Raw genomic sequence first — 25,362 nt, 5'->3', positions numbered from 1 at the left:
ATCTTCATATTATAATTTTGTGCCTAGGGTATTTTGAAGATATAAAAGATTGATTCATATAACCGGTCGTCATTGGCATACCTTTCAAAGCCAAGGGAATATCTCAAAAGAACTGATCTTGGAATCAGGACATTATCGGATTCAGGATTGATAATCAGACCGTCCATGTCCTCGGTCAAAAGGAAATTTACCAAAGTCGCAAGGTTTACAATCTGTGAATACATGTGTTTTGATGTGTTGACGCTTTTCATCTTCTCTTCGGACGTAAACAGTGTCGCATAGGTACCGCCCACATTGTCAGTGTACATTGAAGCGACCGGACCTATATCCTTAAGTGATATGATGTCTCCGCTTAAATCCAAATCAGAAAGCATCAGTGCCATCAATCGGGAATTGGCCATCTTTTCAAAAAGGCTTTCATAATCTCCGATGTTTGAGGGATTTGAAATGAACCTTTCAAGGTCCTCATTGTCAATTGACCTTTTCAAATCGATGAGCTCTTCTGTTGAGTATGGGTTATTTGTAAAAAAATTGGTTTTCGGAATATTTGTAATTGCCAATATGAACTCCTTTTTGAATAAATATTTTTCAGAAGCAGGATTCAGGACATATCCTTCAATATCGGTTGTTTTTAAAATGTTTTGATATAATTCAAAGGGGTTTTTAAGAATCTGGATATCATCAGATGACTTGTAGAATTTGTGAAACTCATCCAGATCGGTAAATAATGGTGTGATTTCGGCTTCCTCGTCATGATATATTATGAAATTCAACGTATTGTTTTCTCTTTTAGCCGGAATGTAGAGATTGGAATATCTGAATTCGTTGATAAGCCTGAAAGTCAAATCTTCGGTCAGCCTATTGTCATTTGAATATATGTCCTCAATTACTGTCCTTAGGTGTTTGTGATTAGTCATCAATGATTATTATGTAGATTATTTGTTATAATACTTGTCCATCTTCTCATTGATGACAGACCTTAAAGCCCTTGCGTTATATGTCCTGAAAGCCAGGGCATCATCCTTGAAGGTCAATACGACAAATTCTCCGAATTCGGTTTCCTGAGTGCCCACATATTTGATTTCATCAAAATGAAGTGTGAACTTTCCTGAAATGACCAGTTCCTCATCCAATATCACCAGTTCAGCTACAACCCATGATACGTCATCCTTAAATATTCCGGTAAGCAATGCCCCGGCACCTGCAAGCACCAGTCCTGTGCCGAGTGTTGATCCGATAAGCCCCACTGTTGCCGCAGCGCCGATAAGTCCTCCTGCAGTTCCGACAACTTCAGGGGAAAGCAGTTTGGAGACCTTTTCCTTTGATGTGGAGTCAACCGGAAACTCAATTTTGGACTTGTTGTGCTGTCTGATATATTCAAGGGATGAACCGTACGGCTTTTGAGGCAGTTTAGGTTCCTCCTTGACGAATATTGTGTTTGCTGTTTCTTCAACAAGGCCTTTGGTAAACTTGATTGTTTCCCTAATCAGGGGCTTTTTTTTGGAACTTTTTGTTTTTCTTCTGACCGGTATCTCATCGCTCATTTTATCCACCTAATAATCCTTTACAGAATCAATCACATAATCGAAATCATGAAGGAAGTCTGAAACGTTCTCCTTATTGTCGTCTTCATTAAGGCTCAAGACTAGTTCATTGACCAGCTCGTCCATTTTCTCTACAAGATTTTCAAGAATCTCCATTCTGGAATTGATTTCGTTTTCGATTTTTGCATTGTCTTCGGAAGCCAGATCAAGGATGTTTGAAACCGCATCAGCATGCTGGTAGAACATCCTGTTTGAGTTTTCAACTGATGTCATGAACCTGTCGTAAGTCAATTGAGGAGGTGTGAAACGCTTTTCAATCAGCTTGCGGGCGTTTTTCTCTTTGATTTCATACATTATCTTCAGTTCATTGAGCTTTGTCCTGTAATGGTCAAACTCATGGAAATTGGATTCTGATTTTTCAACCTTCACCTCTTTCTTATGTCCTGCAGGCTGGGTCTTTTCTATGAGTTCCTTTACAGGCTCTGCGGTTGTAAGCCTATGTATTCCATATCCTGCAAAGAATGTTGGGGTTGCAACCAAAAGACCCAATAGGGCAAAGGCGAAAACGCCAGGAAGGCTGAATACAGCGCCTAATGATGCGAAAAGCAGGAATACCAAAACTGTTATTGTCTTTGTTTTGGATAATGTGTATTCCCCTGTTTGCTTGTCCTGCCAGTAGAAGAACAGGTGTTTTAAGTCTGTCAATAAACCGTAATTGTTGTTTTCAACTACAGCTCTTGGCAATCTGTCTGATTCAAGCAATTTGCCTGCTGATGTTCCTATCACATAAACCAGAGCGGCTATTACAACAGCAAATATTATTATTGATGGTGAGTTGAAAACCAGTGTCATGAACAGCAAAAACACCAGAACCGCCGCCACTTTTGATTTTGACAGGACATAGTAGCTGTCCTGATAATCATAGAATATCTTATGAACTAGGGTGTTGTTTGATTTGGTAATCTCATAAACGTTTCTAAATGAAGTTGATTTGCACTTTGGGCAAAAATTTGCACTGCCATTTACTTTAGATCCACAATTATTACAAATTTTATTAGTCATTTTCAGTCACTAGAAAATCCTCGTATGTCAACGTATTTAATTCTTCATCCGTAATATTCTCTTTTGGAGCTAATCTGTTTGCTTGATTAGTTATAACTTCTTCAAATAGGTTCCTAACGGCTCTTCCATTAGCAAAGTTCGGTGACCTATTTTCATATAATCTTTTAAAGTAGTCCTTTATATACTTATCGGCTCCGGCATCCAAAGTGAGGTTTGACTCCTCACACATAAGCCAGAATATGTTGTACAGCTCCTCATCATTATAGTCCTCGAAATAGATGAATTTGTTGAATCTGGACTCGAGACCGGGATTTGAGTACAGGAATTTCTCCATCAGTGCAGGATAGCCTGCAACAATCACGATCAAATCGTCACGATGATCTTCCATTGCCTTAAGTAAGGTATCTATTGCCTCCTGGCCGTAATCGTTTTCGCTTTTTGATGCAAGTGCGTATGCCTCGTCAATGAAAAGTATTCCTCCAAGTGCGGATTTTATGACTTCCTGGGTTTTGATAGCAGTCTGTCCCACATATCCTCCAACAAGGCCTGAACGGTCGGTTTCTATAAGGTGGCCTTTTGACAATAAGCCCATCTCATGATAGATTTTGGACAATAATCTTGCGACTGTGGTCTTACCTGTTCCGGGATTTCCGCTGAAGACCAGATGAAGGCTCATCGCAGGCTGCTTGATTCCCCTTTCCTGTCTTAACTTTCTGATTTGAACGAGATTGATTAATGAGTTCACGTCCTTTTTGACCTTTTCAAGACCTACAAGCTTGTTTAGTTCATCAAGGTATTCCTCAAGTGAATGTGATTCCTCTTCACTTTCCGGTGCGTCTTTTGAGATTGGCCTTTCAATCGGATTCAGGTCAATGTTGTACTTTTCAAGCTTTGACTCAAGGTTGGCAATGAACTTCTGATACAGGTCCAGAACGTCATCATTAAGCTCGTTGTCAACTGTAATGAAGAACTTTCCGAATACCTTATAGCATGAAAAGAGCTCGTTGCAGCTGTTTAGATTATGCATGTCAAAGTTCTGTCCGTATTCGTCAAGCTCATGAAGGCATTTGAACGACAACGGCAAATCGCAGTCCGCCTTTATGTCTGCAAGGTTTGATATGTCCTCTTTTGTGTAGGTGGTGTTCAATAGGGTGTTGATGAATTCCAGTTCGTTGTCTGTGATTTTGCCGTCACCAAGACCGAGATATGCAAAATACTTGAACAGGTCATCCAGAATCAGGCTTTCAAGCGTCACGTCCAGATCCGCAATTGACGGGCAATATGCTGAAAATATGTTCAGTGTCTTTACCAGAAAATTCAGATTTGACAGGTAATTGGTCAGATAGTCCATATGAACCTTTTCGACTTTGCCGCCGCAATTTGAGCATGTATTTTGAGAGCTATCCAGGATTCTACCGCAATTGTTACAAACAGTCCACTCTAACATAGATGATACCTTACACTTTTTTTAATAATATATAATTTTAATTTAGGATAAATAAGTTGTGTTTAAGATTTTATAGATAGCCCATTTCGGCAAGCTCATTTAATCTCTCTTTAAAGTAATCGAGATGTTTTGATTCAATCCCCGAATTCAGAAACCTCATGATGATCTGGACTTCCTGCTCATACAGTTCAGCTTCATGATACACCTTCGATAGGTTCAAATAGGGATAATCGTCATTTATGAACAGATCGTTTTTAAGAAGTCTTCTGAAGAAATAGAATGCCTTTTCATAGTCCCTGTCATTAAGGTAGGAGTTTCCCAATTCTATGAGTCTCTGCTTTTCCGTGTTGTCAGCGCAGTAGTCCTCTATTGCCTCTTTAAATGTATCCGGAAGGAACCTGTTTGCAGGATTGGTCCTGATATATGATTTGAAGCGGCTGTCAATGACATATGTTCGGCAGTAGTCGTTTTCATCCCTCATTCCCCGGCCATGGGTCTGGACCATATTGAGGCATGTCTTGTAGTCATACCATTCGGGGTCAATCACTGTCCTTTGGTTGACTTGCTTGTCTCCCCAATCTGGATATGGAATCTTATACATTATCTGGAAGCGGCACAAGTCATCGGGCAGGTCCACTCCTTCTCCCATTGACGGCGATACAAGAACCAATGGTTCTTCTGATTTGATGAATGTCTCCAGCTGTTCAGCCCTGTTTTTGGAGTCATGGCCAATCAGTCTGGAATTGTCCAGCTTGTCAATGAGATAGTTCATGCATTTGCTGCTGACGGTATGTATTATTCCCTTTTCGTTTTTGTGCTTTTCGAGGATTTCATCTATTGGCCCGATGGTCTTTGGAGCATTGGCACTTATGAAGTTTCTTGAAAGATTATAGCCCTCATGTGCAAATATCTGATTTCTCTGGATGTCAAATGGGCTTTTTCGCCTGATTTGATATATCTCATCATGGCTTATTCCAAGCCATTCGGCAAATAGATTACAGTCAAGAATTGTCGCGGACATGAAAAGGACCACATCAGCGTACTTAAACAATGTGTCCTTGGCATAACTGTTTACCTTCAATGGCTTGAACTGGGCAATCTCAGAAGAATCGTCAAAGTCGAAAATCCAGGTTTTCGGGTCAATAACCATATGGTCAGTGAATCGTTTGCAGTCGTTTATCTGATGCTTTATGAATGCAATCTTTTCTGCCAATTCCTCATTTTGAAGCGATTCAAGCTTGTCAAGCTCTTCAGTGTATTCGTTTTGGATTTTGTCTATGAATCTCATCCAATGTGAGTAGTTTTGAAGGTTAAGCTCTTCAATCATCTCTTCGGTTAAATCAAAGTCAAGATACTCCTTCAAATCCTCTTTTGAAAATTCAAGTGTCAACTGGTCCATCAGCATTGACTCCAGGTTATGGGCCTCATCACAGATTAATAGATCTCTTTTTTGAAAGTCCTTGACGTAATTGAGCTCCAAAAACAGGTATGGATAGTTTGAAATGACGGATCTGGCATTCAATGCCAAATATTTCTGGTAATAGTAAGGACAGGTGTTGTCTTTTGTTATTTCATTTGTCCTGTTTTTAAGAGAATACCTGCAGTCATGGCCTTCGGTTATGCACTTGCCTTCGCTGCACGGCTTTGGGACAAGTGCATTCTTATATTTAAGGCAGTTGAAGTTCTGTCTGCCCTTGACGACCTGCAGATTGTTGAAGTCCCTCAGGTACTGGTCCTGGAGCTGCTTGGTGATGGTTAAAATGTATGAAGACTCGCAAATCGAAGCCAACGTTGCGGCTATCGCAGATTTGCCGGTTCCTGTTCCTGCTTCAAGGACAATATACTTATAGCCACTTTCAATCGCTTCAAGAATTTCCGATACTGTTTCAAGCTGGCCCTCTCTAGGATTGGTGAAGGGAAAATGCATTTGTGCTTTTGGATTTATTCCAGAGTAGTCGCTATATTGCCAGCCTGTCATTACATTATCATATATGAATTGGCATATAAATACAATTTTAGTGAGAGCATTTGAAAAGTAATCTTTGAGGCAAATCCTGACTGCAACATGAAAATAAGAGTTTTTTAAAAAAAAAATAGTTTATTCAAATTTTAGATGGTTAAAGATTTGTTCCATGTGGTTTATGGCATCGAATACATCGATTGGTGTTAAATCAGCGTATGGTTCATAATCAGCTTTTTTTTCTTAATTGTGATAATTTTGACAATTTATACCCAATAATATTTTTGCCAAAATCCTTTAAAGCATTTCTAACTTGAACATGTTCACTAATTCTTTCTTCTTTTGGCTTAAATTCATTTATTGGGATGGGTCTGAAATTCATAACATCATCAAGCCATAATTCGCAAAACAGGTATGAACTGAAATAAGCCCTATTGATTATTGTAGAATTTATGCTTCTGTCATCACAACCATCTGGAATCAACCGACTTTTTAAGCTTAAAAGCTTTAAGGTTAGCAAATATAAATGAAATTGAGGGCATTTTCTAATATCCATATATATTCCTCCTATAACCAAATATTTACTGTTCTGTTAAAGTTTTCAATATTGTTGACTTTTGAAAATTCATCCATATGGTCACATATTTCCAAAAGAATCTTGTCCAATTCCTCTTGAGGGGTCCCGTTAACCTTTTCAAAACAATAGATATATTCCTGAGTGTCAATATCAGGTATTTCTTTTAAGGTCATCTCACCCAAAACATCATACCCTTTAGCAAAATCGGAAATTTCGCTTGTATACAATTTTTCGGCAGGTTCCATTCTTTTCCTAAAAAGATCCAATTTTGTCACCAAATTATCTCCTTGTTCGCTCTAATTCATATAAAATCTAAATTTTCCCGATGGGAAAAAGTACAATTATATATTTAGTTTCTTTAAATATAAATTTAATGTTTAAAAATTCTTTAATATTAAAAATAACATGTTTACATCAATATTTCATTCTAAAGCCAATTTTGTGAAATGAAAGCAATTTGAAGATGTGCACAAAATTGTGTCAAAACCTGAATTAAAAAAAGTAAGAAATAATAATTGAAAGCCTATTCAATTATTATTGTTTCGTTTAAAGTTTGTGTTTTTCCATTGCTGTCTGTGAACTCTACGGTCATCTCATGTTTTCCAAGGAACTTTTCGATGATTTCAAAGATTACCTGCAACATGTCATCGCCTGTATCACCTTCAAAGACAAGAATGCCATCAATCCAAACCTTCAGATGCCCATTTGTCAGATTGAAGTCGAATAGATCAATCAAATCCTTCAGATAGACAAAGCTTGAGTGGCAGATAAGCTTCATGTCGGATGCGCGATATAATGAGTATGCATGTCCTGCGGCTTTTGGGCCGTATCCTGCAGGCATTCTCCAGCTCTTTGAGGAAACCGGATAATGACCTTTATTGTCATCATCATCATCTGTGCCGTTGTCAGCTAGTACGGTAAGTGTGTTTATGACGCATTTGCCGTTGAAGACCGTTTCGATTGCATAAACTCCAGGCTCAAGAAGCGGCAATTTGAATGTTGCGATTCCATCGGCATCGCTTTTGGCGGTCAGGATGTATTCGCCGACCAGGACAGTGACGATTGCATCGCTTTCGCCAACATCCACGACAAACGGCTTGTCTTCGGAGAAGTATTTCTCGATATCCTCAGTAATGAATGACTCGTTCATTGTGTATACCTTTATGCAGGCCACAATACCTCTTGAGACTAGATCGTCAACCTTACCGCCCATGCTTACATATGATGTTGCGTTTTCCAAGTGAAGCCTTGTTAACTGAAGGAAAGGCACGCCATTCGCCTCTACAGTTACTGTAAAGATGTCACCTTCCTTGATGCTGATTGCCTTGTCAAGGACTGTGGTATGGTATCCCATATATGATGATTTTCCGCTCTGGGAGTAGAGCACATTGCCGTTGACTGCAACATATATGGCATAGTCTGTGCATTCTTCATTGAAGTATGTTCCGACGGCTGATATCCAGTCATCGCCGATGGATTCATATTCATTGGTATAGTTGAGAATCTTTGTGTAATTTGCTAAAAAGCCATCGAAGCCTGCAATGTCATACTCATATGCCTTGTTGTAGACATCCGTATTGTTTATGATGTATCCAACTGCATTCTCTATTTTAATGACATCATCATAGTATGAAAGGTAGAAATATCCATCATCTCCCCAGCTTTCGCCCCAGCTGTTCTTGCATATCCATGCGCCGTCACCAGGTGGGGTTATGCGGAAAGATTCCTTTGGGAATGCATCGTCCCAGCCGACCACAGCCACAAAATGATTTCCCTTGGATGCGTTATTGCAGTAGCTCGCATTTGTTTTCGGATTGAAGTACTCTGATCTTGGGTCTGCCCCATTGACATATATTGTCAATGCGCCGTAATTTAGCAGGGCCTCCTTGACCGCATCCGTATTATTGGTATCGACCAATGCCGCATCGAGAATATGATAGCAGTTTGGAGTGAAGAGTATTGGAGAAATCTTACCCAACTCGTCATATGTATCATATTCGGCATCAACGATTCCAAGCCAGCTTAGATAGTAGGAAAGGCCCATGGATAGGGTTCCCGCTTCGGACGTATATGGATTTCCATAAATGGAATACATGAGCATAGTATTTTGAACATTGTTTTCAGAAAGGTCCAGTGTCATGTTTGTGGCAATGAGGAACGCCGATTCTACAGCGGCGTTTGCGCCGAATGCCCAGCAGGCACCCATGGAACCCTGGTCCTTGACAGGGGTTACGGCATTGAAGTCTCTCAAGTCAAAGTAAGGGTCAGTGACGCTTCCTGTGATTTCGATAGGATTGAGTATGATCTCATTTCCTGGAAGGTCTGAAACATAAACGTAGTTGACATCATCCAAATCGAAGGTATCGGGATTTTCCTTGGCAACAGTGACATTTTTGTAGTAAGAGCCGTCCTTTGAAAAGACTCCATGGATGGCTTCGCCGTTATTCAGGAATTCTGAATCTTCCACTTCAAAATAGGTGTCATAGGCATAGATTGCCCCGCCATAATCCGCTGAGTTGTTCTCGAAATTGGAGGTTGCGATTTCAACATTAGAATTATCGACAAGCATCGCTCCGCCAACCAAGAACAATGCCTGATTTCCTGTGAAATTGACATTCTCCAAAGCTACGCTTGCATTTGATGCGTAAACAGCTCCTCCGCTATAATCTGCAAGGCAGTTGAGGAAGGTTGAATAAGCGATTGCGATATTGCCTCCAAGCTGCAGCACGGCACCTCCGAATTCGGATGTGCAATCCTCAAAGAGTGTCTGGTTGATGAAGGTAAAGCCATCCGGAAAATATCCAACGCTGTTGACGTCGGCATATATCGCTCCGCCGTTTCTGGAAGCGGTGACGTTGATGAATACGCAATTCTCAATTTCTGTGTATTGGCAACCCTTGAATGCAACGGCACCGCCAGTGGCATCCGCATGCAGGTTGATGAATCTTGTGTTTTTGATTTGGTTCCTACCGCCGTCGTTATAGACCGCAGTTGCATATCTTGAAGTGAGATTGGCAAAAACGCAGTTCGCGACAGTGATTATGGAATCGGATCCCTTGATGAGGGACCAGCGAATCGGCTCATCATTGATGAAGAGGGAATCGTCAACTGCGACTTTGCTCTCCATTGAAAAGATTGCTGAGCCATCAGGGGCGTAATTATTGATGAACATGTCATTGACGCTATAATAGTCGCTACGGAATGCGTATACCGCACCTGCGCATTCATTGTTGGAATTGTTTACAAAGGTTACATGCTCTGTGGCCAATTCACAATTCGCAAGGATGAGCGGAGCGTCTACGCAGTTTGTAAACGTAAGGTTTGTTATATAAACCGTTCCGTTTGTAAACTTGAAGGCACCCGCAGCATTCTTCCCGTCAATCACATGGCCGTTCCCGTTTATGGTAAAGGCAAATCCGTCTTCCATGTTCACCTGAACATAGGGTCCGTCGCCTTCCATGAACTCATAGTCATCGGTCAAATCCAGGATGCTTCCTGACTGTGAAATTGCATCAGTCAAATCGGAATATGATTTGACTTGCGCGTCAGAAAGCATGATTGAATCGTCAGCACCTGTCTGATTTGCATCGGCGGCACTGACAAAACCGACAGAGACAAACAATAGAAATATTAGCAATAAAGATATCTTATTAAATTTCAATGTTGTTCCTCCAGTTTAAGTTATGATTTCAATACATATAATGTTTTTTCATTATAACTTTGACTTGAAGGATTCATTGATTGTGATAAAAATATTCAAAAAAAGAAGGGTTTAGGTAAACCCCTGATTAATAGTTCTCGCCAATCCATCCCTGGTTGTTCGGCCATCCGCACACGTCGCAGTATCCGTCGTCATCCATTTCGGCACCGCATTCCGGGCAGCGTGGGCTTTCCCTTTCCTCAACAGTTTCAACAATGATGTTTTCCTCATTTGGACAGTCCTCGCATTCCCATTCGTTGCCTTCCCAGTCAATGTAGGATTCGCAGTACTCGCAATAGAAGACTCCTTCGCCCGTATCCGAGCCGCATTCGGGACATTCATAGAACCGGTTCTCAATATCCAGTTCCTCGCCGCAGAACGGGCATTCATAGGTGATGTCATCCTCATAAAAAGTGGCTGAGCAATATGGGCATATGTTACTTCCCCATTCATATTCAAATTCCTCTCCGCAATGTGGGCATTTCATAATAAAACCTCCTACATGAGCTTTGCTATGACATATTTGTCAATGTATGTGAACATTATCCTTGCCTTCTGGTTGTCTTTAATAATGTCCTTGATTTCGCTTGCGCTTTTGGCCTTGCCTGTCAATGTGTTGGCTGAGTTGGCAACATATCCTGCAGTTTTGCCGCCTATATCAACCCTGATTGCATCGGGGTCATTAACATTATCCGGCTCCCTGATGAGATCCACTATTTCACCGTCGTTCAAAAGCTTGTGGTCATGGTAGAACCCGGTTCCCGCAATGCAGATTAGGTTGTCATCGGTGTTTTCCAATAGTTTTGTTTGATTTTCGACCATTTCCACCTTATCGTAGAGTTTTGCTGCAAGTAGATAGCAGATGTATCCTTCCTTTTCCTTTCCCATGGACTCCAGGATATCGCCTTTGGTTATGAGAAATCCTTTGCGGTCCTCATCGTCATCAGTAATCTTCAGAGCCTGATTTATGTATTTGATGGCCTTGTCGAGGCTGTGTTGCCTTTCGCATTTGGCAATCTTTTCAAGGAGCCTTGCCTTGTTGTTGACAACTACCTGTGAGTGATGCATATCCAGTGACCTGTTGTAGTATATCAGGGCATCCTCATAATTTCCCAAATCCTCGTGGATGATTGCCCTGACGTTGTAGCATTCAGAATCGGTATCGTCTGCTGCAAGAGCGCGCTTGATTGTTTCAAATGCCTGCAAGTATCTGCCCTGCTGCCTTAGTTCCCATGCCTCGTCGGTAATGATTTGGGCTTGTGTCTTTTTTGGTCTTCTTGGAGGCTGTGAGTCATCATCCTCATCATCTCCGTCGATGTATCCCATATAGGGGATGTCCGGAACGCCGATGCTGTCTCCCCAGTCTGCAGGATCTCCCACTTTCCACTCATCCATCTTTATCACCAGCCTACTTGAATTAATAATATGTTGTGTTTATCCTATAAAAAACTTATTGATTTCACTATTGTCTTTTTTCTATTAAAAAGAATTGAAATTCCCACTAAATAAGTTTTTGATTATTAAATTAATAAATAGCATAATAATGGTAATGATAATAATAAATAAATTATTTATTCAAAAATAAAAAATGATGACGGATAAAAATAAAAAATCCATCATTACAACTCAATATTTTATATAATAATATATTAAACTGGAATTGGTTTAACATTATTAATTTTATTAAATTCTAATAAATTGTCTCTAATATTATATCCATGATTATCTATTTCATCAATTGAGCAAGTAGTCTGAATAACATATTGTTTTCCATTATGTTCAATACATTCAATATAACCACAAAGCTCAGTTTCTCCATCTACGAACGTATAAATATTATTTTCAAAAGGATCAGATATATAATTATCATTATCCACAAAAAATATATCTTTATATTCCTTTGAATAATCATAAATAATTAACCCTTCGCCTTTACCGTTCATAAAGCCTTCACTATGGTCATGATTGAATTCGTATTCTAAATGAATAAATCCATCAGGAATTTTAAAATCATTTATATTAACTGCAGAAACGGCACCAATTGTTAAAATAAATAAAATTAAAATTATTAAAATTTTTTTCAATTAAAACCACCTTTAATATAATCTCTAAACAGGAGTTGGTTCTACCTTGTTAAGTTTATTAAATTCAATAAGGTTATCATATAATTCTGTAGGAACAGAACTTACATCATTGGTTCTTAAAAATGAAACAATCAAATATGTATTGCCATCTTTTTCTATAAGCTCCTGGTATCCACAATAACCCGCATCAGTATACACATAAATATTATTGTCATAATATTCACAGGTATGCATATCATAATTTCCAAACCAAATGTTTTTTAATCCATTCCAGTTATAAATATTTAAGTTTTGAGAGTTATTGTTTTGAAAGTTATAACTACCATCATTAGCTTTACCCATAGATTTAAAACCTTCTGGGGTAGTAAAATCATCAGGGTTTACAGCTGAAACACTGCCAATTAAAAAAATTAGCATACATAGGAATATAATAATTATTTTTTTCATTGTCACACCTTTTTAATAAGTTAAATAGTTAATGGTTTAACATTATTTAGTTTATTGAAATCTTCTAAATTATCCTGAATATATCCGCTTTCAGATTCAAGATTATCAATTAGAATTGTTGAAATCACAATGTATTTATCTCCTTTATAGTCAACTACTTCTAAAAGACCACATAAATTATTTTCATTATCTGAAAAAACATAATAATTATTTTCGTAGTATTCAAAAGCGTAAAGACCATGATTTGTTAGGAAAAGTTGTTTTGAAGCTTCATCATATTCATAAACAATCATGCCCTGACCCATATCATTAATATAACCATCACCATCATCCATTTTTTTAAAATTGTCCGGATACTTAAAATCATGGACATTAGCTGATGCTACAAATCCCATTGTAAAAATTAATATAATTAATACAATGCATATTTTATTAATAAATTTCATTTTTTAAATCTCCATTATTTTTATATTCCATAATATCTTTGTAAAACATATGCCTCATCACGTTCTTTAATTTGTTTACAAGCATCTGTGTATGTAGGTGGGAAATATTGTTGGATACTTGAAGCATTTAAATTACCAGTTTTATTCATATTTTTCAATGTTTTTAAATCATAAGGATTACTACTGTGAACCATAATATCTGGGTATTGGTTTACTTCAGGTATATAAACACATTCAACAGGTTTTACACCAGGATGTGCTTTAATATCTGAAACATCATACAATGGTGTTTGATGCGGTGCTACTTCTCTTGATTTATCAACAGGATTATAACATGTTATAATATAATTTGTGCCATTTACGGTACATTTCATAATACTTCCATACATATCTTCTTTTTTAATTCCATTTGGATTTGAGTCTTCTTTTACTTCTAATTTATAACCATTACTAAGATTATTTACATATGTTTCGACGCCAGATTCATTACTCTCAAGAGTATATTCATTAGGAATAATTATTTCTGTTTTGTTCATATCCATTAGCATTACTGCACCCGCAATAACTATTATTGCTGCTGCAATTAATACTCCGATTATTATTTTTTGATTTTTCATAAAAAACACCCTCTAATTTATTCTTCAAAATCAATTAATTTTGTTCCACAACCTGGACAGAATCTAGGATTATTTATTAATCCATGTCCACATTCACTGCAATATTTATCATATTTTATTCCGGAATTTTTTATTGTATTATTGTTAAAAGATTTCATTACAGCTTGTTCAGGCTCAGTCGGTATTGTTAATAAAAATGCGCAGAATAAACCATAAATACATAAAATTAATTGAAGTATATCAGCTAATAGCATTGTTTCAACATAACCATCATAAAACATATAACTACTAGGCATATAATCAGTAACTGTAATAAATAATGAACTTATTCCAACAAGGAGAAACAGTAAAAGAATCACAATTGAAATTATTGCAAGAGCTTTGCTGTTTTTTATTGTTTGATTTGGTATAATTAAAAAGATACAAGGAAAAATCAATATCAAAACATCCCCAATTCCTATGGCAGGATGTCCAATTGCCCAGAACAAAAATCCAACTATAATGCCAACAACACCAAAAATTGTCTTATTTTCATATGTAATTTCTGATTTTAATTCTTCTAAACTATTCAATAATAACTCCCCCTCCTTACTAGAAAAATAAGTATTAATTAATATTTATTTAAGTAATAAATATTATATAAAAGTTGTTAATAAATAGATGTAAACCTATATAAACTAATTTAAAAAAAGTTCAATTAATTATTTAATGTAATCTCACCATAATTACATTCAAATTAGTAAAATAATCATTTCAAATAATTTTCAATGAAATTATTAAACGCCATATTATCTACAAAACCCGCACTATAGACAATTCCTGCCCGTTCATATCTTCTGTGATGAGTCTGAAGACTTGATTCATATGATGCATCCAGTTCCCTATCATGTTTTTCATGTGCCAGGCGTTTGCATATTGACGGAATCATATTGGAACATCTGTAGGATCTTCCTCTTGACCTTTCACGATTTGGTTCATATTTATCAGATATTGAAACTACCCTGTAGACTATTCTTGAATTGTTTAAAAATTCCCTAATATCTAAAAACTCAACATTATCTTTATTTTTCTGGTAGTACTCTTCATATATTAACGGTAAAGCTATTATCACTGTTTCCAGGGGTTTAGCCGCAAGACCGTTCAGCATTTTATCCGAATATTTGGATAGGACTTTATCCAACAGAAACAGTTCATGTTCAAGTTCATCATTTAACTTTTCGTTTTTGATTTTAAGATTATCTACAACTTCAACAAGTGTGCATTTACTTGAAGTCTTGCATAAAAAATCTCCTTTAAACTCAATGAGAAAAATGAAGAAGTTATCGCCTTCCTTTTTATACCATATAGCATCTGTTGTTTTTGGAGTGATTCTCAAATTGCCTTCTTTAAAGATACTGCATGAATGACAAATATCATCTAAGGCATACATCTTGAACTCATTTTTCCCATTATCCATTGGAAGAATAGATACGCCTTTTGAGTTTTCGGCAATTTCATGGGCCTTTTTGTAGAATTGCGGGAAAGAACCAAGAAATTCAACAAATTGAGCTTCCTCTTTTGTTAATGGCATTTTCTTACCCCTTAAACAGTATTTTTGCTTTTATTTTGTCAAGTTCATCATAAGCTTTTGTGAGATTTTCGTAAACTTCGCCCATGTTTTTAGGGTAGATTTTCTTGAAGCTGAATTTACCGTTTGCAGTTTTATGAGTTAGATAAAAATTGGTCTCGTTAAGTAAATCATAATAGTGTGCATAAAGAGAAATTGCCTCAATAAACATCGAACTGTTGGAGTTTAAATATATATGAATGTTTAAATCTCTGACAAGCAAAACCAGGATTTCTGCAAACTTGATTTGCCACTCAGGATGAAGGCTGGCTTCCGGCTCGTCAATGATTAAAAAAGAGTTTTCCTTTAATCTATTGTTTTTCAAGAGAAGCACTATTATTCCTATTTCCTTGATTCCTGACGAAGTAGTTTTTAAGCAATCATCATTAATGATATTCTGGATTTTGGCAATATTTTCAGATTCAATTGTTTCATCAGGTTCTTCTAAAGCTTCTTTGATGTGGATAATGTGGTCAACTCTTAAGATATCCAAATCTTTAAGATCTAAAATTGAGATGTTGTCAATGTAGAAAACCTCTTGAGGACTTAAATTGCCTTCAAATGTAACGTTATTATCATTAATTTCTGATAAACCTTCACTATCCATAAGATACTCAAAAGATTCATCATCATTCTGCGATTTGAAATAGCAGTATAAAAGTTTGGATATTGTTGACTTGCCGCTTGAGTTGACACCACCAATCACATTGATTTTGGAAATGTCAATGTCTGCATTGCTGATTGGACCTACATCATTTATTTTAAGTTTCATGGATTCACCTTAACAAATTATACTAAATTTACAATACTTGCAGAAATTACTTTCTTTTTTAGGAAATTCTTCTGAATTAATTTTTAAAGCTACATCATTTAATTTATCTAATTGAGTATTTATTTTTTCATCTGTAACTTCAACCTTATTCTGATAGTCTGTTTTTACAAAATGAGTTATTGCCTCATTAATTTCATAATCCTTAAAGTCAGCAAGTTCCTTTAAAGCTGATGCATAAATATACAACTGCTTTTCATAGTGAGCAATTTTATTAACGTCATGTTCTGCGTTTTTATAGTCCAGGATTCCGATTTCCGTGTCGGAAATCTTATAAATCAAGTCGATTGCTCCATTTAGAATATAGTTATCTCGCTCTATTTCAAATGGAAGCTCCGTTTCCAGGACTTCCCTGTTTATTGAATATGTATTGTAATAATCCTGAACTGATTTTCTAATCTCATCAAATTTGTCTTCATTTTCCTCTAAATCAAACAGTGATGTGAAAACCTCTTCGGTAATCTTATTCAGCTCCTCATCTGAGACTTCGTGATTTTCCTTCAGTTTCAGATTGACCTTTTCCATTATTTCGTGGAAAACCGTTCCTAAATTTGTTACATTTTCGCTTGAAACCCTAAATCCGAGGTTGTAAATCAGGTTATACATGAATGGGCATAGGTTATAGGTTGAATAGCTTGAATAGTTCAGTTTAAGTTTTTCATCCTCCTGAACTGGAGCGTGTTTTTTTATTATAACTTCAGACAATGCATCTTCATTTAATGGTTTTAAGGATTCTTTGATTTTATTTATTTCATCAGGAAGTTCTCCGCAGCATGACAATATCAGTAAATCGGCTGCACGTGTCATTGCAACATAAAGAATATGTGCCTCTTCAGCTTCATCCAGCCTGTTTTCCTCTTCAATCAGGCGATTGTCATATTCTTCAATAGATAGTTCGACTTCATCATCGATTGGAATGTCTTTATATTTTAAAAATCTTGTAGGAGTGTAGAATGTTTCTTTACCGTTAATGTAATTCTTTTCACGGTTCGGATCTTTGATTTTCATTGGAAACTTATCCTTCTGGAGTGTTGCAACGATAGTTACCGGAAATTCAAGACCCTTTGATGCATGGATTGTCATCAGCTGCACTCCGCCCTCATTGGAATAATATGAACTGTAATCACCAATCATCCTATTTAAAAAGTAAAATAACCCTTTAACATCCGTTTGTGATATGATTTCTTCATAGTTGTATATTGTCTGGGTCAATGCTGCTAGGTTATTGACTTTTGTTGTGTTTTCATCAATATCGGTGAAATAATCACTTAAGGATAACAATTCATAATATACATCAAGACATGTCAGTGATTCTTCCAAATGTATTTTATCTCTTAAGTCTTCTAATTTTTGGAAAAATTCTCTGTCTTTATCATTGCTGATTTTGGATAAATCCACTACTGGCTTTTCAACTTGATTGAAGATTTCATATAATGTATCCTGGTCTTCGTTTTTTCTGATGTTGTGAACTGCTCTAACTTTGTTTCTTCCTTCTTTTTGGCGGATTTGATTTTCAATTCTTAAAAGCTCATCATGGTATGAATCCTGAAGCTCAGTCAGGTACTGTTTAGTTTCATCTGCAAGTGACCAGATTGTATCCTCCTCATCATCTGTGCAGAATCCTTTAAGGTTCAGCTCTTTTAATTCATCCTGTGAAGAAACATACAAGTTATCTGTTCTTCTAGTAATATACCACAGCAAAAGAATGACAGATTTGACTTCAACCTGATCTTTCAAGTCTGCCTGGCCGCGTATGGTGAAATTGATGCTGTTTTCATCCAGCAGTCTGATTAATTCCGGAATTGTTTTGTTGTAATGCTTTCTGTAAAGTACTGCAATGTCTTCATAATTTACATCTTTGTTATGTTTTAGGTACTGGATTGTGTTGAAAATCTGATTTGCCTCATCTTGCGGTGATTCGACTTTTATGAATAATGAAGGATTGGTATATCCTAGATTGTAGCTGACCATGTGCTTCTGGGAATAGTCCTTTCTGTACTCTTCAATGAACTCTTCAGTCAATTCGACTATATCTTCAGTTGAACGGTAATTGGTGTTAAGACTGATTAGTTCATGAGGTGCATTTTCACATAATTCCTTAAAATAATCGCTGTAGGAGCTTCTAAAGGCGTAGATGTGCTGGTCAACGTCACCGACTGCAGTGAAATAGTCTGAGTTTTTTCTTAATATTTCGAAGATTTTAAATTGCAATGGATCAGTGTCCTGAAACTCGTCAATTAGAATGCAGTTGTATGGAGTTTCCGGATCCTTTTTGAGTTCTTTTAGAGTTTTAAGCTGTAATGTGTCATAGTCGACATAGTCAAATTCATCCAGAAGCTTGAGGTAAATTGGGTATGATTTTGCAATCTGCAGGTATCTTGCATTATACCAGTCATCCTTTAAATCTTCATCTTCGACTCTCTTTTTGGAAAAGTGATTTAAGGAGCTGATGAAATCTATGTAGTTTTGTGAAATTGGTCTTGTGTCTTTAATGTAATCTGTTAGCTCTTTTGAGTTGACATTAAAACATGTGTACTCCCCAAATTTGTTAATTACTGAAGAGATTTGGTAATCTAGTAGAGTGTATTCCTTTGTAAATCCTAATTTGTCTTTGAATTTTTGAATGAACAATGCCTTCTTTTCTGAGGAGTCATCGTCAATTAGATTTAAAAATTGGTTTTTGGTCTTGAGGTATTCCAGGCAGAATGAATGGATAGTGGAGATTTGCATTTTTGAAATGGTTTCGTCTGAAAGAGAGGTTTTGAGTTTGTTTTTTAGGTTTTCGGCGGCTTTTCTTGTAAATGTGATTACTAGAAATTCCTCTGGGTTGACGCCGCTTTCGATTAGATGAATGATTCTGCTTACAATGACTGTAGTTTTGCCTGAGCCTGGGCCGGCTTCTACTAAAAGAGTTCCTTTTCCAAAATTGATTACATCTTCCTGATTTTTGTTGAATTCCATTATGATACCTCTATACAACAATATTGTGTTAAAATTATTTATATATTATTTAATCATAGCTACTTTTTTGAAAGTTTAACATAATTGACCTAACATTTACAGTCGACATTAACAGATGAAAAAAAGAATGATTAATGATATTTTTTTATTATTCTAAAATAAAGTTTAGAATAGAGATAAGCCATAAGTAATATTGTTAAAGATAATTTGAAATTGATGGCTTATTTCAATATTTTTATGAATATCTTTTAAATTGATTTCATATCAAAAATTGCTCTGACCTTGTAAAATTGCTTTGAGAAAATATTTATGGTATTTACAATAAATTTTATTATAATATTATATTCTAATAAGGTAAGATTACTATGAAAATAAACTTTAATGAATTGGACGGTGCCGATTTAATCATTGATTGTATATATGAAGGTGGAAATCAAAAGAATCTCGCTGATGATCCATTATCTAAAATATTTCCAAAATGTGGAAATATGGGAGGATTTAGAAAAGTACACCGTGATGATGACAGAAGCAAACCAGCATATGTAATATTATACACAACAATGTCTGAATTAGAATGGCCAGATTATCTTGATGAAGAAACAGGAATCTTTAGATATTTTGGAGATAATAGAAAACCTGGAAGAGAAATCACCAACACAAAACTAAAAGGAAATGAATTATTAGAAAGTATATTTGAGACATTAAATTCAAAAGAAAATTTAGAAGACATTCCTCCATTTTTCGTTTTTAAAAAAACTGGAACTGGTAGAAACGTCCAATTTTTAGGTTTAGCAGCACCAGGTAACCAAAACATCTCCCCCGATCGTGATTTAGTAGCTTTTTGGAGAACAATGGATGGAAAAAGATTCCAAAACTATGAAGCTTATTTTACAATATTAGACACCGGTGAAAAACCAATAACTCAAGAATGGTTAGTTAGTTTAATAGAAAACCATGAAAATAATTTAAAATATGCTCCTGATGTCTGGAGAGAATATATTAAAAAAGGAAGAGATGGAATTCACGCTCTTAAATCACCACGAATTCAAGATATACCTTCAAAACAAAAACAATTAGAATGTGATAGTGAAGGAGAAAAATGTCTAGAAATTATTAGAAACCATTACAAAGATAATCCTCAAGGTTTTGAAGCTTGTGCATGCGATTTAATAAGTAAAATGGATTCAAATTTTATTAATTTTGAACTAACCCGCCCTTGGCGAGATGGTGGTAGAGATGCTTACGGAAAATATCAAATTTTTACTGGAGGAAAAGCCAATTATCCGCTAATTATTGATTGTTCACTTGAAGCGAAATGTTATTCATCGAATACTGGTGTTAATGTAAGAAATATGTCAAGATTGATTTCTAGAATAAAGTATCGTCAATTTGGAATACTTGTTACTACAAGTTATGTGAATAGCCAAGCTTATAGTGAAGTTATTGAAGACGGACATCCAATTTTGATTGTTACTGCTTCAGATATTGCAGCCATTCTTAGAATAAATTCCATTACTAGCGATAATATTGAAACTTGGCTAAGAAATATTGATCAAAATGATGAAAGATGATTTAAGTCATTATATGCTTATTTAATAAGTTTATTTAATATAATCCTCTGGATTATTAATTATCTCAAATGATGGAGCATCATGTTTAATTTTAACTTTTTCAACTGAATCAATTTGAAACTTATTAAATAATTCTTTTTCTTCATTTAAAAATTGTTTAAACTCTAAATTTAAATCATCAAGATCTTTACCGAGTTTTGAAGATTCAGTTTTTAAAAAATTTTTTCTTATACGCTTTAACAATTTAGATGCAGTAAAACATTTACTAGCTCCCAAATTAGTAAGTGCAAATTGAGAATATGTACTTGAAACCCATTTATAGATTTTTGGAATATCATCTTTACCGTGTGGACGTTCTGCTTCATAAATATTAATAACACCTTCAGTTGTTTCTAAAGGTTGTGGTTCATCTAACCAAACATCCATTATATACTTTTCTCTTTCAGCCGTAAGCCCTAAACCACTTAATTCTTTTGCTAAATCTAGTTTAATTGAATCAAGATCTTTTGAACTCCGTTTAAATTCATCATGAGCAATATTATTTAAAATTTCAACCCATTCAAACATATTTTCTACTAGATTCTTAAATCCATGCCATTTAAACTTACCTTCATGCAAAATTATGTCTTGCCCGTTTTCAATGACAAATTTGAAAAAAATATGGCCAATAGAATGATATCCCCCTTCATTAATCATAATTTTATTATTAACTAAATCCCCATAATTTTTATATTCAATTTCAAAATCAACAGGTTTGCCCCCTTCATCAAGAATATAAATTATTGTATTGAACTTAAGAAACATACTTTGACCATAACTATTCAAAATTAAAATAGCGTTATCATTCTTACGTAATTTTGAATAATTGAACCTTTTAAACATTAAACTATAACTATTATAAATAAAATCAAGCTCATGAATCTTATTTAATTCATCATAGTACTCTTGAGGAACTTCAACATCTCTCAAACAATATTCAAGTAAATAAGGAGCTTTTTCATCTTCAGATAATAAATAAACAGGTTTTAAACCATTTGCAGTAAATCTATTTTTTTTATATACTTCAAAACGTTTATGGTTATTTGGACTGCAAATAATATCCAATTTTTCAATTTGTGAAGAAAAAGCATTATATTTTGGTTGTGGAAATATAGTAGAAATAGCATAAGTAATTGTAGTATCTTTAATATCATCATCCAAATCTGACCAACTACTGACCAAAATATCATTCTCACCCAAATAATCTTCTAAAATACGTTCTGTTCCCTTAATATCATATTTATGAACAATAACAACCAATTCATCCTGAGAAATATTTTTATTTTTTATTAATTCAACCAATGATTCAGCAATTGGATTCTTTCCAGTTCCATGGAAATCATATACCTCATCAAAAATACCCATTAATGATTCCCACTTATCCAAATCAATATTATAAATTAAATTAAAAAGATATTCAAAAGTAACATTCCTATTCAAGACCCTATAATCATTATGCGCACCTTTTATATATAATGGAGTCTTCATTAAATCTTTTAAAGAATCCATAATTTTTTTATCATGAGGAAAAATTTCATAAAATATTTCAAATGTAGATTCAATATCTAATAAGACTTCACATTCAATAAACTCAATATCAAATATAGGTATGATTTTTTGAATATCTGAAAAACATGATGAACAAAAAGAATGTTCATCCATGCTCAAATCTTTTATTTTATTAAGAACTATAGAGTAATCCCAAGTATGTGGAACGATATTCCAATTTTTAAGAAAATAATTTTCTTGACCAATATTATGAGTATTTCTTTGATTTAAATCAACAGAAAATAACAAAAGGTCAGAATCCATTTTAAATAAGTCATATATTTTGTTTCCCTTACCAAATCTATTCTTCCCATAAAGTGCATCAATATCTGTAGCAATTATTAACTCAGGAGATATTACATCAATCAAATCAATAATATGCGAAGATAATATGGATTCATTAATAAAGAATAATTGATTATCCACCATATCTTTATTAATATCATCAATTGAATGAATAAAACAATAATCAACATCAAAAAAGCAAGGAATTAAATCAAATTTATTATTAAAACATAAATCAATTGAATCAACAAAATTTTTATTTAAATTTGCGTTATTGAGATTTGATTTGATAAAAACATCATCTACATCAATTATTGGAACATTGTTATTATCTTTAGGATTATTTATTGAATATAATGAATTTAATATATTTGGGAGACTAGAATCGCTAAATTCATCGTTTTGAAAATAAATTGGATTTGTAAATATAACTATTTTACTACCAGGATTTTTGAATAAAAATTGAGATAATAAAATTGGAATGAATTTTACAGACTTCCAAGGCCAGGTAATAATATATTTACCATCAAAATCATTCAATACCCAATTAACATATGATTTTTCAATTTTATTTAATTTAATCTCACTAAACTGAGGAAATAAAAAATTACCTTTAGAATCATTAATTAAAATCTTATTTCTAAAATAACAACCACAAGAGTCACATTTAAGAATATTTTCATTAATATCCAAATGTTTTAAGTGACTATTATCAACAACATCAAAACAATTTGGACAAAACTGAATATTAGTAAAATATTTCCTCATTTAAACACCTACAACTTAAATAAATAAATGCCTATCCAATAATGTATTTCTATGCTCACAAGAAGTCTCAGAAATAAGTAAACAATTATGACAAGCTGCACCATTAACTTTATTTTTACCTATTTCTTCATTATAGCATAATGGATCATTAGAACAAAACAATAATGCATTCATAGCATTTTTTAAAACAATGTCAAAAGATTTTACTGTTTCGACTAAACCTCCCATTCCACTATCTTCTCCAGGAGAAGTATTATAAATCAAAATACCCGCATTATCGCCATTTATATAAATTCTTTCTTTTAAAGAAGTTGAATTATAACCACAGGATAACGAAAGACTATTAATCAATGCATGTGATAATGTATGCCACCAAACAAATAAAGGAACCTTAATTTCTTCCCTATCTCCTGCATCAATATGTCCAATAACATTTTCCCATTTCTCAATTAAATTTTTATCCAAATCCAGATATTTTAGTGGATTATACTCTGAAGTAATGAAAATTCCTTCACCCACTCCTTCATAAGCAGGATACCAAACTCCATCCTCATTTTTATGACCTGAAGAGACATATTCATTTTTAATATTTCCCGGCTCATCATCATCAGAATCGAGCCAAGGTTCTCTACGGTAAGACAGCTGTGCAGTTACTGTTTTTAATTTGGAAATTGGGGAAATTTTAATAGGGAATTTATTATCCAACCATTTTAAATCATAATTAATGAAAGAATGTTTAACCATGCTTGATTCAGAAATCTCATCCATGTTTAATGTATATAACTCTTCGTTTAACGCTCCTTTAAAATCAACACCATTTATAATGTCTAAAATTAATTTTTTAAACTCTTGAAAACGTTGATTAATATTTTCATCATCACTATTCACATATTTACCATTATTTTTTATGATAAATTTTTTTTCAAGAAGATAATCTGTTAATGTATTTAAATCTTCTTTTTCTAAATCCTGTAAAAGATTTAAAAGTGAAACAAAATCTTTTGATTGGGAAATGAATGACTTTAATAACTTAAAACCAGGATTATTAAATAATCTAACAATTGGATCATCATATTTTGGCATTTTTAATAACGTAATAGTATTAGGCACTCTCAAGGATGTTGATTGTTTTTGAACAATTTTCATATAATGATTACAATCGCTTTTCTTAGAATCATCAGTAAAATCAGCAAAACTCACCTTAACTCCCTTACGTTTATCAAGAGGACCTTGTTTTTCTGGATATCTACCTGTGCATTTAAATGGAACATTAAGATAAATTTCATCCATTGTTTTGGTTGTATGACAAACTGGACATTTAATCACAATATCTGAAAAACTACCTCCCTTATCAATCCATTCATAATATTTTGGACGACAAGAATTATTAGAACCATGGACAGCATAATCCCATGGAATATCATCCAAATGTCCATCACAACATGCTAAAACAAAACGTACATTGGTAGAAGGGTCTTCTCCACATATTGGGCACCGATTATTTTTTGAAAATACAGAATTATATAATATAGTTCCAATACCATCATGTTTATCATTACAAATCTTCCATGTAGGAAAAACATATGTTTTATAACTCCCATTCCCTTTTTCAGAGTTTTGACTGGAATTAGACGGCATTGAAAATAAATGAATTTTGCTCTCATCAGTTATGCTCTTAATAACACTACTCAACCTAATTTCATTGTCAAATTCATTTTTTCTTAAAAAATCATCATTATATCTTTCTGAACCAAGACAATGATTAATTTGTGGAATTAATCTAGTTCCATTTTTACTTTCTATAAGAGCTCCTGGACCATACATTAAAACAAATTGTGATTCCCTAATTTCTTGTATATCTCTAACCATAT

At 34.5% G+C, this 25,362-nt stretch carries 21 protein-coding genes; 1 reads left to right on the top strand and 20 read right to left on the bottom strand.

Annotated features, from left to right (window positions below):
* Positions 1–23: 23 nt before the first annotated feature.
* The 18 genes from TL18_RS04690 to TL18_RS04605 all read right to left on the bottom strand — a co-directional run bounded on the left by TL18_RS04690 (position 24) and on the right by TL18_RS04605 (position 19,280).
* Positions 24–917 carry an SseB family protein gene (locus TL18_RS04690; RefSeq protein WP_067042071.1) on the bottom strand — a complete coding sequence of 298 codons (894 nt, stop codon included), beginning with the start codon at positions 915–917 and terminating at the stop codon, positions 24–26.
* A gap of 18 nt (positions 918–935) precedes the next feature.
* Positions 936–1,544, bottom strand: coding sequence for a hypothetical protein (locus tag TL18_RS04685; RefSeq protein ID WP_067042066.1), 609 nt, complete (start codon positions 1,542–1,544; stop codon positions 936–938).
* 9 nt (positions 1,545–1,553) lie between these two features.
* The gene (locus tag TL18_RS04680) at positions 1,554–2,606 is read right to left on the bottom strand and encodes a zinc ribbon domain-containing protein (protein ID WP_067042064.1); all 1,053 of its coding nucleotides are present in this window, start codon (positions 2,604–2,606) and stop codon (positions 1,554–1,556) included.
* Positions 2,599–4,053, bottom strand: a complete 1,455-nt coding sequence (locus TL18_RS04675) for an AAA family ATPase (protein ID WP_231483672.1) — start codon at positions 4,051–4,053, stop codon at positions 2,599–2,601. The genes TL18_RS04680 and TL18_RS04675 overlap by 8 nt, the downstream gene beginning before the upstream one ends.
* 70 nt (positions 4,054–4,123) lie before the next feature.
* Complete coding sequence (locus TL18_RS04670; protein ID WP_067042059.1) at positions 4,124–6,031, bottom strand: helicase C-terminal domain-containing protein; 1,908 nt, start codon at positions 6,029–6,031, stop codon at positions 4,124–4,126.
* Between the two features lie 211 nt (positions 6,032–6,242).
* Positions 6,243–6,569, bottom strand: coding sequence for a hypothetical protein (locus tag TL18_RS04665; RefSeq protein WP_067042056.1), 327 nt, complete (start codon positions 6,567–6,569; stop codon positions 6,243–6,245).
* 11 nt (positions 6,570–6,580) lie between these two features.
* Positions 6,581–6,865 (bottom strand): hypothetical protein, encoded by a 285-nt coding sequence (locus TL18_RS04660; protein WP_067042053.1) that lies wholly within the window; start codon positions 6,863–6,865, stop codon positions 6,581–6,583.
* 248 nt (positions 6,866–7,113) lie between these two features.
* Positions 7,114–10,251, bottom strand: a complete 3,138-nt coding sequence (locus TL18_RS04655) for a C1 family peptidase (RefSeq protein ID WP_067042047.1) — start codon at positions 10,249–10,251, stop codon at positions 7,114–7,116.
* Between the two features lie 127 nt (positions 10,252–10,378).
* The gene (locus TL18_RS04650) at positions 10,379–10,777 is read right to left on the bottom strand and encodes a zinc ribbon domain-containing protein (protein ID WP_067042039.1); all 399 of its coding nucleotides are present in this window, start codon (positions 10,775–10,777) and stop codon (positions 10,379–10,381) included.
* A gap of 11 nt (positions 10,778–10,788) precedes the next feature.
* The gene (locus TL18_RS10720) at positions 10,789–11,616 is read right to left on the bottom strand and encodes a tetratricopeptide repeat protein (protein WP_197031850.1); all 828 of its coding nucleotides are present in this window, start codon (positions 11,614–11,616) and stop codon (positions 10,789–10,791) included.
* 323 nt (positions 11,617–11,939) lie between these two features.
* Positions 11,940–12,374 (bottom strand): hypothetical protein, encoded by a 435-nt coding sequence (locus TL18_RS04640; RefSeq protein ID WP_067042037.1) that lies wholly within the window; start codon positions 12,372–12,374, stop codon positions 11,940–11,942.
* 24 nt (positions 12,375–12,398) lie between these two features.
* A complete protein-coding gene (locus tag TL18_RS04635; protein WP_156064601.1) occupies positions 12,399–12,791 on the bottom strand; it encodes a hypothetical protein in 393 nt (130 codons plus the stop codon).
* A 50-nt stretch (positions 12,792–12,841) separates the two neighbouring features.
* Positions 12,842–13,267, bottom strand: coding sequence for a hypothetical protein (locus TL18_RS04630; RefSeq protein WP_067042025.1), 426 nt, complete (start codon positions 13,265–13,267; stop codon positions 12,842–12,844).
* Between the two features lie 20 nt (positions 13,268–13,287).
* Positions 13,288–13,884, bottom strand: coding sequence for a hypothetical protein (locus TL18_RS04625; protein WP_067042023.1), 597 nt, complete (start codon positions 13,882–13,884; stop codon positions 13,288–13,290).
* Between the two features lie 17 nt (positions 13,885–13,901).
* Entirely contained in the window at positions 13,902–14,456 is a 555-nt protein-coding gene (locus TL18_RS04620; protein WP_067042018.1) for a zinc ribbon domain-containing protein, read from the bottom strand.
* Between the two features lie 176 nt (positions 14,457–14,632).
* Positions 14,633–15,454: a hypothetical protein gene (locus TL18_RS04615; protein ID WP_067042009.1), complete on the bottom strand. Its 822-nt coding sequence runs from the start codon at positions 15,452–15,454 to the stop codon at positions 14,633–14,635.
* 4 nt (positions 15,455–15,458) lie between these two features.
* Positions 15,459–16,262 carry an AAA family ATPase gene (locus TL18_RS04610; RefSeq protein ID WP_067042007.1) on the bottom strand — a complete coding sequence of 268 codons (804 nt, stop codon included), beginning with the start codon at positions 16,260–16,262 and terminating at the stop codon, positions 15,459–15,461.
* A gap of 9 nt (positions 16,263–16,271) precedes the next feature.
* Complete coding sequence (locus tag TL18_RS04605) at positions 16,272–19,280, bottom strand: ATP-dependent DNA helicase (protein ID WP_067042005.1); 3,009 nt, start codon at positions 19,278–19,280, stop codon at positions 16,272–16,274.
* A 365-nt stretch (positions 19,281–19,645) separates the two neighbouring features.
* On the opposite strand from TL18_RS04605, the gene TL18_RS04600 reads away from it, so the two are divergent.
* A complete protein-coding gene (locus TL18_RS04600) occupies positions 19,646–20,851 on the top strand; it encodes a restriction endonuclease (RefSeq protein ID WP_067042003.1) in 1,206 nt (401 codons plus the stop codon).
* Between the two features lie 30 nt (positions 20,852–20,881).
* Here TL18_RS04600 and TL18_RS04595 read toward each other — a convergent pair whose 3' ends face one another.
* Positions 20,882–23,491, bottom strand: a complete 2,610-nt coding sequence (locus TL18_RS04595; RefSeq protein ID WP_067042000.1) for a hypothetical protein — start codon at positions 23,489–23,491, stop codon at positions 20,882–20,884.
* Between the two features lie 15 nt (positions 23,492–23,506).
* Positions 23,507–25,360: a DUF1998 domain-containing protein gene (gene drmB, locus TL18_RS04590; protein WP_067041998.1), complete on the bottom strand. Its 1,854-nt coding sequence runs from the start codon at positions 25,358–25,360 to the stop codon at positions 23,507–23,509.
* Positions 25,361–25,362 lie beyond the last annotated feature (2 nt).

Origin of the sequence: Methanobrevibacter sp. YE315, assembly GCF_001548675.1 — an archaeon.
GTDB lineage: Archaea > Methanobacteriota > Methanobacteria > Methanobacteriales > Methanobacteriaceae > Methanocatella.
This window is presented reverse-complemented; position numbering and strand designations above follow the sequence as displayed.

Coding starts and splice junctions, on each gene's coding strand:
- TL18_RS04680 (WP_067042064.1), bottom strand. CDS start 2,606: ATGACTAATAAAATTTGTAATAATTGTGGATCTAAAGTAAATGGCAGT.
- TL18_RS04595 (WP_067042000.1), bottom strand. CDS start 23,491: ATGAGGAAATATTTTACTAATATTCAGTTTTGTCCAAATTGTTTTGAT.
- TL18_RS04625 (WP_067042023.1), bottom strand. CDS start 13,884: ATGAAAAATCAAAAAATAATAATCGGAGTATTAATTGCAGCAGCAATA.
- TL18_RS04675 (WP_231483672.1), bottom strand. CDS start 4,053: ATGTTAGAGTGGACTGTTTGTAACAATTGCGGTAGAATCCTGGATAGC.
- TL18_RS04685 (WP_067042066.1), bottom strand. CDS start 1,544: ATGAGCGATGAGATACCGGTCAGAAGAAAAACAAAAAGTTCCAAAAAA.
- TL18_RS04615 (WP_067042009.1), bottom strand. CDS start 15,454: ATGCCATTAACAAAAGAGGAAGCTCAATTTGTTGAATTTCTTGGTTCT.
- TL18_RS04610 (WP_067042007.1), bottom strand. CDS start 16,262: ATGAAACTTAAAATAAATGATGTAGGTCCAATCAGCAATGCAGACATT.
- TL18_RS04630 (WP_067042025.1), bottom strand. CDS start 13,267: ATGAAATTTATTAATAAAATATGCATTGTATTAATTATATTAATTTTT.
- TL18_RS04690 (WP_067042071.1), bottom strand. CDS start 917: ATGACTAATCACAAACACCTAAGGACAGTAATTGAGGACATATATTCA.
- TL18_RS04650 (WP_067042039.1), bottom strand. CDS start 10,777: ATGAAATGCCCACATTGCGGAGAGGAATTTGAATATGAATGGGGAAGT.
- TL18_RS04605 (WP_067042005.1), bottom strand. CDS start 19,280: ATGGAATTCAACAAAAATCAGGAAGATGTAATCAATTTTGGAAAAGGA.
- TL18_RS04635 (WP_156064601.1), bottom strand. CDS start 12,791: ATGCTAATTTTTTTAATTGGCAGTGTTTCAGCTGTAAACCCTGATGAT.
- TL18_RS04665 (WP_067042056.1), bottom strand. CDS start 6,569: ATGGATATTAGAAAATGCCCTCAATTTCATTTATATTTGCTAACCTTA.
- TL18_RS10720 (WP_197031850.1), bottom strand. CDS start 11,616: ATGGGATACATCGACGGAGATGATGAGGATGATGACTCACAGCCTCCA.
- TL18_RS04670 (WP_067042059.1), bottom strand. CDS start 6,031: ATGACAGGCTGGCAATATAGCGACTACTCTGGAATAAATCCAAAAGCA.
- drmB (WP_067041998.1), bottom strand. CDS start 25,360: ATGGTTAGAGATATACAAGAAATTAGGGAATCACAATTTGTTTTAATG.
- TL18_RS04600 (WP_067042003.1), top strand. CDS start 19,646: ATGAAAATAAACTTTAATGAATTGGACGGTGCCGATTTAATCATTGAT.